Source organism: Caulobacter sp. S45 (assembly GCF_903642205.1).
Lineage (GTDB): Bacteria > Pseudomonadota > Alphaproteobacteria > Caulobacterales > Caulobacteraceae > CAHJWH01.
The window spans coordinates 1-9,340 of record NZ_CAHJWH010000127.1; the positions used below are offsets into that span (position 1 = coordinate 1).

The following is a 9,340-nucleotide window of genomic DNA, read 5'->3' on the forward strand; positions in this document are numbered from 1 at the left end:
CGGCGCCGATCACGCCGCCCAGCAGGAAGGCGGCGAGGTAGCTCGCGCCCTTCCCGCCGCTGTAGCCCAGCAGCAGGAAGGCGACGGCGGCAAACAGCGACACGGCCGCGAGCACATAGGATGCAGAGATCCGGTCCAGCACCCAGCCTATGCCCCCCCGCCCGAGCAGCGTGGCCACGCCCGTCACCGCCGCCACGCGCGCCGCGGCGCCTGGGGTGAACCCGCGATCGACCATCATCGGCACGAGATGGGCGAGCGTCCCGACGCTGATTGCGCCCAGAAGAAGGAAGATGGCGCACATCAGCAGGAACGCCCGGGTCCCCAGCAGGGGCAGCACGGCGGAGACCCTCGCGCCAGACTGGCGGAGCACCGGGCCGGCCGCGTTGCGCGTCGCGACCAGGGCCGCCGGCAGGCCGACCACCAGGGTGAGCAGGCCCAGCACCCCATAGGCGCCGCGCCAGCCGATCGACCCGACGAGCTGCTGGGTCAACGGCGGCAGCAGGAAGGCGCCGATCCCCACCCCCATGATGGCCAGACCGAGCGACAGGCCGAGGTGGCGCTCGAACAGCCGGATCAGCACGGATGAATAGCCGAGCGGCGTCGCGCCGCCGGCGAGCAACGGTATCGCCGCGAAGACCAGATACAAGTGCCAGAGATGCGGGGTGAGAAGGCTGATGGAGGCGACCAGCAATCCAAGCGCTGCAGTCGAGGGCAGCAGCGCGGCGCGAGGTCCGAACCGGTCCGTCAGCACGCCCCAGGCCGGCGAGGAGAAGGCCAGCCCGTATTGGGAGATCGCCAAGGTCAGCGATAGCTGTGTGCGGCTCCAGCCGAACGCCTTGCCTAGAGGATGGACGAAAATACCGAAGGTGTAGACCGAAAGCGTGCCGACAGAAAAGATCAGGCCTAGCGCCGAGGCCGCGACGGCGACCCAATCTCGATCGATCCCGGGGGCGCCTGGCCGGGCCGCTTCCAAGTCGTGATCTTGCACTGTCCACCCCCCGTACGTGACGTCCGCGTGGAGCCTTCCGCTGGCGGAGGGCGCCTCGGACGCACCGGCGCGCGTTTGAAATACGCCTTTTATATTTTTTCCTTAATGGTAACGATCTCAGCTGTCATCAACGAACCAGTGCGCTGTCATTCGGCCGGTCGCCCGAACCTGGCAAGACGGTAGCGCGGGTCGACGGCTCACAACGGGAGAGATGCAATGAACGGCGACATGGCAAAGGCACCGTCGCCGGTCCCGGTGCATAAAAACGCCTTTCCACATAACAACGGACCTGGCCAGATCATGCGGGCGATCACCCCCTTGCTGCTCATGCTCGCCCTAGCGGGGCCGGCGGCGGCTGAGCCGACGCTTCGGTTCGAGGTCCCCACCACCGTTTCGCCCGAAGCGGCCAAGGACCTGGCCGCGATCTACGCGGTCTCGTCCCGCCTACCCCCGGCGACCAAGCCGGTATCCCTCGAGGATTGGGATCGCCAGAGGGAGGCGCTCGACAAGCGGATGATCCCCGCCTCCAACGCCGTCGTCGCCAGACTCGGCGCGAGCGTACGGGACGATCAGATCGGCGGCGTTCCGGTCGTCAGGATCTTGCCGGCCGGTTACAAGCCGAGCGGTCGCACGCTGATCTACCTGCATGGCGGCGGCTACACCCGCTTCTCCGCCCACTCCCGCCTAGGTCCTCCGGCGCTCGTAGCGGCCGCCACCGGCGACGAGGTGATCTCGGTCGACTACACGGTTGCGCCCCGGGGGAACTGGCGCGTCATCACCGATCAGGTGCTCTCCGTCTGGCGAGCGCTCCTCGCCAAGGGGACCGCCCCTGCGAGCATCGGCATCTTCGGCGACTCCGCCGGCGGCGGCATAGCGGCCGGGTCCGTGCTCAAGATGCGCGACCAGGGGCTCCCCCTCCCTGGAGCGCTCTACCTCATGTCACCATCAAGCGACATCACCTACACTGGCGACAGTTACCTGACCCTTTCGCGCGTGGACCCTGTGCTCGACCTGGACAGCTCGAAGTGGGGCGCAGACGTCTACGCCGACCCCAAGGACCAGAAGAACCCCTATGTCTCGCCGGTCTATGGCGACTACGCCAAGGCCTTTCCGCCGACCCTGATCCAGGGCGGCACGCGCGAGATGCTGCTCAGCAACTTCGTGCGGGAATATCAGGTGATCCGCGGCGGCGGCCATGAAGCGGTGCTCGACCTCTACGAAGGCATGCCGCACGTCTTCCAGGGGTCCGTCCCGAACACGCCGGAGACGCGAACGGCGATCGCCAGGGCGGCTGCGTTCCTGAAGACCCATCTGACGCCGCGATAGTCGTGACCCATTTGGGAATTCTGCTTTAGGACAGTCCGCTGTCAAGCGGGACCACCTCCAGAACCTGCCAAGTGTTATGATGATGCCGTAACTGTCGAACTCATCTGAGCGAGTCGTTCTGATCACCGGCGCCAATAAGAGTCGGCCTCCATAAACCGACCCGCTACGACTCATGCCGATAGACGGCTGGAAACCCCGCGGTCTAGGCCTGAGGCAATCCGTCCACACCGCCGAGTCTGCAGGACCAACAATACCCTTCATCAGGGCGTGTGGCTGGCCGTCGCGGCTGCGCCGAGGCTACAGAACTTCAGCGCCGCGGCCGGTTAAACAGATATTTGCCGGGACAAGGCGTCCAACGCCTACATCAACGCCATGCTGGCCGTAACCTCGGGCTGGATGGCGCCGACAGAGGGACTCGAACCCCCGACCTTCTGATTACAAATCAGCTGCTCTACCAGCTGAGCTATGCCGGCCCGGACCTTAGGGCTTATGGCGGGCAGACTAGGATGGTGCAATGGATGCGCCTGGCGCAAGTCGCTAAAGGTCATTTCTGGCACGACGCACAGTAAAAACTTGAGCGTCCGGACTGAACCATGCGCCGAACGACTCCGCGGCAGGCGGGCCGAACGCAGGCGGCGTCCTCGCGCCCATAGACCTTGAAGGCATGCTGGAAGTAGCCCAGCGAGCCTTGCGCGTCGCGATAGTCGCGCAGGGTGGAACCTCCGGCCGCGATGGCCTCCTCAAGGGTGGCGACGATCTCGCGCGCGAGCCGCCCCAGCCTAGGCGCCGAGACCTGGCCGGCCGGCCGCTCGGGGTGGATAGCGGCGCGATGCAGAGCCTCGCAGACATAGATGTTGCCGAGCCCGGCCACCACGCGCTGGTCCAGCAGGGTCGCCTTGATGCTCTGCCGCCGGCCGGCGAAGGCGTCCGCCAAGGCCTGCGGGCCGAAGTCCGGGCCGAGGGGCTCAGGGCCGAGGCCGGCGAACCAGGGATGGCGCTCCAGGACTTGGGCGCCGATTAACTCCATGTAGCCGAAGCGGCGAGCATCGTTGAAAGACACGGTGACGCCCGCCTGGGTCCTCAGGACGACATGGGTATGCTTGGGATCATCGCCCGCGGACCGGACGAAGCGTCCCGGCGCTTCGTCCTCCACCAGGAAGCGGCCGGTCATGCCCAGGTGGCAGACGAGGGTTTCGCCCGTGTCCAGAGCGGCGCGCAGGTACTTGGCGCGGCGCTCCAGCGACATCACGGTGGCGCCGGTGAGCCGTTGCACGAAGCGATCCGGCAGCGGAAAGCGCAGGTCGGGGCGGCGCTGCTCGACCTGGGCCAACCGCGCGCCTACCAGGTACGGCGCAAGGCCTCGTCGCACCGTCTCGACCTCGGGAAGTTCAGGCATTCGAGCCACATGGGCGCCGAGGGCCGGAACCACCAGCTAGGCGCTTGGCCACGCCTACCGACGATGGAAAAGGGGCTCCGTCGCCAGAGCCCCTCAAGACCGTCTGCGAGATCAGCTGATCAGGACGCGTAGTATTCGACCACCAGGTTGGGTTCCATCTTCACCGGATAAGGCACTTCGGCCAGTTCAGGCGCACGAACGAACTTGGCGGTGAGCTGCTTGGTGTCAACTTCGATGTAGTCGGGCGTGTCCCGCTCGGGCGATTGCGAGGCTTCGAGCACCAGGGCCATGCTGCGCGAGCGCTCGCGGACCGAGACCACGTCGCCGGGCTTGACGCGGAAGGAGGCGATGTTCACCCGCTTGCCGTTCACAAGAATATGGCCGTGATTGACGAACTGGCGGGCGGCGAAGGGGGTCGGCACGAACTTGGCGCGATACACCACGGCATCCAGCCGACTTTCCAGCAGGGCGATAAGGTTCTCCGACGTATTGCCCTTGCGGCGCGTGGCCTCTTCATAGGTGCGGGAGAACTGTTTTTCGGTGATGTTGCCGTAATAGCCCTTCAACTTCTGCTTGGCGCGGAGCTGCAGGCCGAAGTCGGAGACCTTGGACTTGCGGCGCTGGCCGTGCTGGCCGGGGCCGTAGGCGCGCTGGTTGACCGGGGACTTGGGGCGGCCCCAGAGGTTCTCCCCCATCCGCCGGTCGAGTTTGTACTTCGCCGAGTGGCGCTTGGACATGCGATCTGCTTCTCAAGATGCGGTCCGGTCCAGCGCGAAGCGGCTGGACGATTGCAACGGCGGAGTCCGCATCACCCGTCATAGATGACCCGCGCCGCCGAGCACGCCCGGCGGCGGTAGGGGCGGACTTATGCCGCCGAGGTCCGCATCCTGTCAAGCAGGAGCCCGGGTTTCCACCCGTCCAGAACTCGTTGCAGCGCGAGGATGGACCCATCCGGCCGGGAGGAACAGCGCTAGAATGACGAGAAAACATCGTGATCCCGGGCGAAACAAACGGGCTTCGAGACGGTTTCCCGCCAAACCTTGGGACTCCGCCATGAGCGACGAAGCCGCCTCCCTTGAAGACAGCGCCTCAGACCCGCTCCGCCGCAGGCTGGTGTTCGGCGGCGGCCTGACCGCGGGCGTGGCGCTGGCGGGCGCGGCGGCGGCGCAGCAGCGCACCGACGTGGAGCCCCGGGTGTTCGACGGCCATCCGGTGCCCGAGCCCCCCGCCGACCGTTCCGCCGGTCCGGTGCGGCCCGGGCGCGGCTCCATGCTGCAGGGCAAGACCGCTGTGGTGACCGGAGCCGCGCGCGGCATCGGGCGGGCGATCGCTGTGGAGTTCGCCGCCAACGGCGCCGACGTGGTGGCGCTGGACATCGCGGGCCCGGTCAGCACCGCCTCCAACGCCAAGCCGGCCACGCCCGAGGACCTCGTCGAGACGGTGCGCCAGATCCACGCCTATGGCCGCCGGGGCGAGGCGGTCCAGGCCGACATCCGCGACATCAATGCGCTCCGCCGCATCGCCGACCAGGTGGAAGCCAGCCACGGCAAGATCGACATCGTGGTGGCCGACGCCGCCATCCAGCGCTGGAAGCCGCTTCTGGAGATGGAGGACGCCGACTGGCGGGACGTGATCGACAACAACCTGAACGGCACGGCCAACACCCTCCGCGCCTTCGCGCCCAAGATGGTGGCGCGCCGGCGTGGGCGGATCATCGTACTCTCCTCCATGCAGGGCAAGCACGGCACCAAGAACGCCGCCAGCTATTCGGCCTCCAAGTGGGGAATACTGGGTCTGATGAAGTCCGCCGCGATGGAGCTCGGCGAGTACGACATCACCGTCAACGCTCTGATCCCAGGCTTGGTTGACACCCCCTCACCCGCTACGAGGCGCGGTTCCGCAACTCCATGGCCGAGCAGGGGATCAAGCCGCCGGAGACCCCCACGCCCCAGCAGGCCTGGGACAACCGCTCTCCCACGGTGCCTCTGAAGGTCGGCTGGCTGCAGCCGGACGACATCTCGCCTGCGGCGGTGTTCCTGGCCTCGGACGCGGCGGCCATGGTAACGGGCGCAGAGTACGAAGTGACCGGCGGGGACAGTGCGAAGGACATCTGACGGCCAGGGCGTGACGACGCCGCCGCCGACCCTGTGCATCGCCGAAGCCTCCGCGCGGGACGGGGCGACGCGCTCCATCTGCGAGGTCGAGGGCCACGCGATCGCCTATGTCGAGGCGGGACGGGGCCCGGCGGTGCTGCTCATCCACGGGGCCCTGACCAATCTGGACGACATGGTGCTCGGACCCTTCCAGGCGCTCGCCCGCGATCACCGGGTCCTGGCTTTCGATCGCCCAGGTCATGGCGAGAGCCCGCGCCTGCGGCTGGCGGACGCCTCTCCCTGGCGTCAGGCCGAACTCATCCATGCGGCGGCCTGCGATCTCGGCGCGGAGAGCCCGGTCGTGGTCGGCCATTCCTTCGGCGGCGCCGTGGCGCTGGCCTACGGGATGTCCTTCCCGCAGGAGACGCGAGGCGTGCTGGCGCTGGCGCCCATCGTCTGGCCCGAGCCCCGCCTGGAGCTGGCCGCCTTCGGGATGCGCGCCATGCCCGGACCTGGAGACATCCTGGCCGCCTGCGCGTCGGGCACGGTGGATCACGCCACGCTGCCGCTGCTATGGCGCGCCATGTTCCTGCCCCAGGCCATGCCGCCGCACTTCCAGGACGGCTTTTCATTCGACCGCGCCTCTGCGCCCCAGACCACCCTGTCCACCGGCGAAGACGCCTTCGCCATCGTCACGGCCCTGTGGCGCAGCGTGGCGGCCTATCCGAGTTGCCGGACGCCGGTCAGCATCCTGGGCGGCGACTGCGACCTGGTCATCAACAACGCGCTGCATGGCTTGGCGCTGAGCGGGGTGCTGCCAGACGGGCGCTTCAAGTTCGTGCGGGGCATGGGTCACATGCTGCACCACTTCGCCATCGACGAGGTTCTGGCGGCGGTGCGGGCGCTGGAAGCCACGGCCGCCATGCCGGTTTAGGGCGTTCCCGAGCCGGATCGGAAGCGAGAGCGTGCTCAGCCCTTCACAAGTCTTAGCGTGGCTTCGTCCCTCGCGCCGCCGCAGAGGCTGGCCAGCGCCGGGCCGAACAGATCGTCGGCCCGATCGGCCAGTTCGAACAGGGTCATGCTGGAGCGGAACTTGAGATCATCCGGATGGCCGAACAGGTGGGAGGCTGAGCGGCCGCCCTCCCCGACCGCGGCCGTGGCGCTTTGCCTGAGGCGCGGACCCAGCACGGGATGGGCCAGATAGGCCGTCGCTTCCTCCAAGTCGGCGATGGCGTAGCGCCGCGCCATGGGGCTGAAGCCGAGGCCTGCGATCTGCGGGAAGACGAACCACATCCAGTGGCTGGTCTTGCGACCGCGCTGCAGCTCGGCCAGGGCGGTGGCGTAGACACCGGCCTGCGCCTGGACGAAACGATCGAGATCGAAGGCGGCGTCCGGCATCGCGGCGGCCTACCGCACCGGGCGTCGGAACGGAAGGCCAAGCCCGCCGGCGATGTGCGACCGTCAAGAGATCGTGGCCGGGGCCCTGTTCAGCCCTGCTCGCCGTTGGAGGAGGACTCGTCGCGCCCCCGCCGCTTCACCGCGGCGCCGACGTTGCCGGCCAGCATCCGCAGGCTGTCCAGCGCGCGGCTGTCGAGCTCCGCCACCGCCCGCCCGAAGGCCGAGTCCGGGCCGAGCGCCTCGTTGACCCGGCGGCCCACCTCCGCCACCTCCTCGAACAGGCGCTGGGATCCCGCTCCGTTCACCCCGCCGGCCGAGGCGCCGGCCGCGCCCAGGCGCTGGCGGACGGCGGCGGCGATATAGCCGGAGCGGGTCATGTTCTGTGCCTCCGCCGCCTCGTCGAGCTGGCGCAGCAGGCGGTCGCCGATGGAGATGTTCACTCGCACCGGCGTCTCCTCCACCTGGATATCAACGAGCAGCAGGATGGCGCGCTGCGCCTGCAGCCGCTCCCCCAGCGCTTCCACCGGGGTGGGCGTCGGCCAGTCCCGGCCCGCCGCCTCCAGCGCCGTCAGTGCGCCGAGCAGCCGTTCGCGAGAGACCCGGAGCAGGTCCGCCGAGCTGGCCTCAGTGACGGACACACCCGGGAAATCCACCAGGGTGGCGAGATAGCCTTGGGTCTGGTCTCCGGTGACCAGGGCGGGATAGACGGTGACGGGCATGATCAAGCCTCCATAACGCTTTTCATGTGTATAAATGCGTAAGCGCCTGGGATCGATCCCTGCGCATCGGCGTTAAGGTTTCGTAACGCGAGGGAAGACGCATGACGGAAGATCGGATCGAGGGCGCGGCCAAGCAGGGCCTGGGCCGCGTGCAGGACGCCATCGGCGGCCTGACCGGAGGGGACAAGACGCAGCTGAAAGGCAAGCTGAATGAGGCGACGGGCGCGGTCCAGAACACCTATGGGCAGGTGAAGGATCAGGCCGCCGACGTGCTGGACCAGGTCAAGGACCAGTTTGACGACAGCTACGACCAGATCGAGTCGTTCGTGCGCGAGCAGCCCTTCGCCGCTGCAGCTGTGGCTCTGGGCGTCGGGCTGGTGTTCGGCATGCTTCTTCGTGGCGGTCGCAAGACCGTCTACGTCCGCAAGTAAGGCAAGGGAGAGCGACCATGGGCATACTCGCCTGGATCATACTCGGCCTCATCGCCGGGTTCATCGGCAGCAAGCTGGTCAACAAGACCGGTGAGGGCCTCATCATGGACATCGTGCTCGGCGTCGTGGGCGCGGTCGTCGGCGGTTTCATCTTCAGCCTGTTCGGCGCCGGGGGCGTCACGGGGCTGAACCTCTACAGCCTGGTGGTGGCCGTCATCGGCGCCGTCGTCGTGCTGCTGGCCTACCACGCCATCGTCCGACGCGCCTGAGGTCAGGCCAGCCTGAAATCACGCCGGGCGCCGCCCTCGACGGAGGCGCCCGGCTGATCGGGTCGGCTCTGGGGCCGGCCTGTCCCCGCGCGGTTCGCCGCGCTCAACAAGAAAGTGAAGATCATGGCCAAGGCTGCTCGCCACGAAGCCGCGGAACATCATGAGAAGGCTGGAAAGGCCCATCGAACCGCCGCCGAACATCACGAGACGAACGATATCGCGACCGCGTCAAAGCACTCGGCCGAAGCGCATGGCCACTCGGCCAAGGCGCACGAGAGCTCGGCCAAGGCCCACGCCAAGTCGACATCCAATTAGGCATCTCAGGGCGGCCGGCCTCGCGTCGGCTTCCGTCGTTTCGACATCAGCACCATCATCATTTATCCAGGGAGGCCTCACATGCAGACCGTCACCGGTTTGTTCGACGACTACACCGACGCCCAGGCCGCCGTCCGCGAGCTTGAAGCCGCCGGCGTTCCGCACCGCGACATCAGCATCGTTGGCAATAACGCCAAGGGCGAGCACGACCATCTGGGCGCCGCGCGCGCTCACGAAGCGGGGGAAGACGCCGGCAAGGGCGCGGGCCTCGGCGCTACAGTGGGCGGCGTGGGCGGGCTGCTGGCAGGCCTTGGCCTGCTCGCCATCCCGGGCCTCGGCCCGGTTGTCGCGGCCGGCTGGCTCGCCTCGACGGTGGTCGGTGCAGGCGTGGGCGCGGTCGTCGGC

Annotated in this window: 13 protein-coding genes and 1 tRNA gene; 8 read left to right on the top strand and 6 right to left on the bottom strand. The window is 67.9% G+C overall.

Annotated elements, in window-relative coordinates; translation table 11 throughout:
• Nucleotides 1-973, bottom strand: a 973-nt coding sequence (locus HUV06_RS12095; protein ID WP_174301521.1) for an MFS transporter, incomplete at its 3' end; no start/stop codon positions are given.
• Nucleotides 974-1,216: 243 nt separating this feature from the next.
• Here HUV06_RS12095 and HUV06_RS12100 point away from each other — a divergent pair.
• Entirely contained in the window at nucleotides 1,217-2,314 is a 1,098-nt protein-coding gene (locus HUV06_RS12100; RefSeq protein WP_174301522.1) for an alpha/beta hydrolase fold domain-containing protein, read from the top strand.
• Nucleotides 2,315-2,711: 397 nt separating this feature from the next.
• On the opposite strand, the gene HUV06_RS12105 is transcribed toward HUV06_RS12100, so the two are convergent.
• The 3 genes from HUV06_RS12105 to rpsD all read right to left on the bottom strand — a co-directional run bounded on the left by HUV06_RS12105 (nucleotide 2,712) and on the right by rpsD (nucleotide 4,447).
• A tRNA-Thr gene (locus tag HUV06_RS12105) sits at nucleotides 2,712-2,787 on the bottom strand.
• A 71-nt stretch (nucleotides 2,788-2,858) separates the two neighbouring features.
• Entirely contained in the window at nucleotides 2,859-3,710 is an 852-nt protein-coding gene (mutM, locus tag HUV06_RS12110) for a bifunctional DNA-formamidopyrimidine glycosylase/DNA-(apurinic or apyrimidinic site) lyase (RefSeq protein WP_174301523.1), read from the bottom strand.
• A gap of 119 nt (nucleotides 3,711-3,829) precedes the next feature.
• Nucleotides 3,830-4,447 (bottom strand): 30S ribosomal protein S4, encoded by a 618-nt coding sequence (gene rpsD / locus HUV06_RS12115; RefSeq protein ID WP_174301524.1) that lies wholly within the window; start codon nucleotides 4,445-4,447, stop codon nucleotides 3,830-3,832.
• Between the two features lie 316 nt (nucleotides 4,448-4,763).
• Between rpsD and HUV06_RS12120 the strand changes: the two genes are divergently transcribed.
• The 3 genes from HUV06_RS12120 to HUV06_RS12125 are packed head-to-tail and all read left to right on the top strand — an operon-like array spanning nucleotide 4,764 to nucleotide 6,737.
• Nucleotides 4,764-5,699, top strand: coding sequence for an SDR family NAD(P)-dependent oxidoreductase (locus HUV06_RS12120; protein ID WP_217433828.1), 936 nt, complete (start codon nucleotides 4,764-4,766; stop codon nucleotides 5,697-5,699).
• Nucleotides 5,690-5,824, top strand: coding sequence for an SDR family oxidoreductase (locus tag HUV06_RS16330; RefSeq protein ID WP_305793640.1), 135 nt, complete (start codon nucleotides 5,690-5,692; stop codon nucleotides 5,822-5,824). The genes HUV06_RS12120 and HUV06_RS16330 overlap by 10 nt, the downstream gene beginning before the upstream one ends.
• Before the next feature lie 10 nt (nucleotides 5,825-5,834).
• Nucleotides 5,835-6,737, top strand: a complete 903-nt coding sequence (locus HUV06_RS12125) for an alpha/beta fold hydrolase (RefSeq protein ID WP_174301525.1) — start codon at nucleotides 5,835-5,837, stop codon at nucleotides 6,735-6,737.
• A gap of 35 nt (nucleotides 6,738-6,772) precedes the next feature.
• Here the strand turns inward: HUV06_RS12125 and HUV06_RS12130 are convergent, their stop codons facing one another.
• Both HUV06_RS12130 and HUV06_RS12135 read right to left on the bottom strand, forming a co-directional pair.
• A complete protein-coding gene (locus tag HUV06_RS12130) occupies nucleotides 6,773-7,201 on the bottom strand; it encodes a DUF1810 domain-containing protein (RefSeq protein WP_174301526.1) in 429 nt (142 codons plus the stop codon).
• A gap of 89 nt (nucleotides 7,202-7,290) precedes the next feature.
• Nucleotides 7,291-7,920 carry a type II toxin-antitoxin system HicB family antitoxin gene (locus HUV06_RS12135; RefSeq protein ID WP_174301527.1) on the bottom strand — a complete coding sequence of 210 codons (630 nt, stop codon included), beginning with the start codon at nucleotides 7,918-7,920 and terminating at the stop codon, nucleotides 7,291-7,293.
• Nucleotides 7,921-8,021: 101 nt separating this feature from the next.
• Between HUV06_RS12135 and HUV06_RS12140 the strand changes: the two genes are divergently transcribed.
• The 4 genes from HUV06_RS12140 to HUV06_RS12155 form a co-directional block, all read left to right on the top strand.
• Nucleotides 8,022-8,351, top strand: a complete 330-nt coding sequence (locus tag HUV06_RS12140) for a CsbD family protein (protein WP_174301528.1) — start codon at nucleotides 8,022-8,024, stop codon at nucleotides 8,349-8,351.
• A 17-nt stretch (nucleotides 8,352-8,368) separates the two neighbouring features.
• Complete coding sequence (locus tag HUV06_RS12145) at nucleotides 8,369-8,620, top strand: GlsB/YeaQ/YmgE family stress response membrane protein (protein ID WP_174301529.1); 252 nt, start codon at nucleotides 8,369-8,371, stop codon at nucleotides 8,618-8,620.
• A gap of 123 nt (nucleotides 8,621-8,743) precedes the next feature.
• Complete coding sequence (locus tag HUV06_RS12150) at nucleotides 8,744-8,935, top strand: hypothetical protein (RefSeq protein WP_174301530.1); 192 nt, start codon at nucleotides 8,744-8,746, stop codon at nucleotides 8,933-8,935.
• 81 nt (nucleotides 8,936-9,016) lie between these two features.
• Nucleotides 9,017-9,340, top strand: a 324-nt coding sequence (locus tag HUV06_RS12155) for a general stress protein (protein WP_371811076.1), incomplete at its 3' end; no start/stop codon positions are given.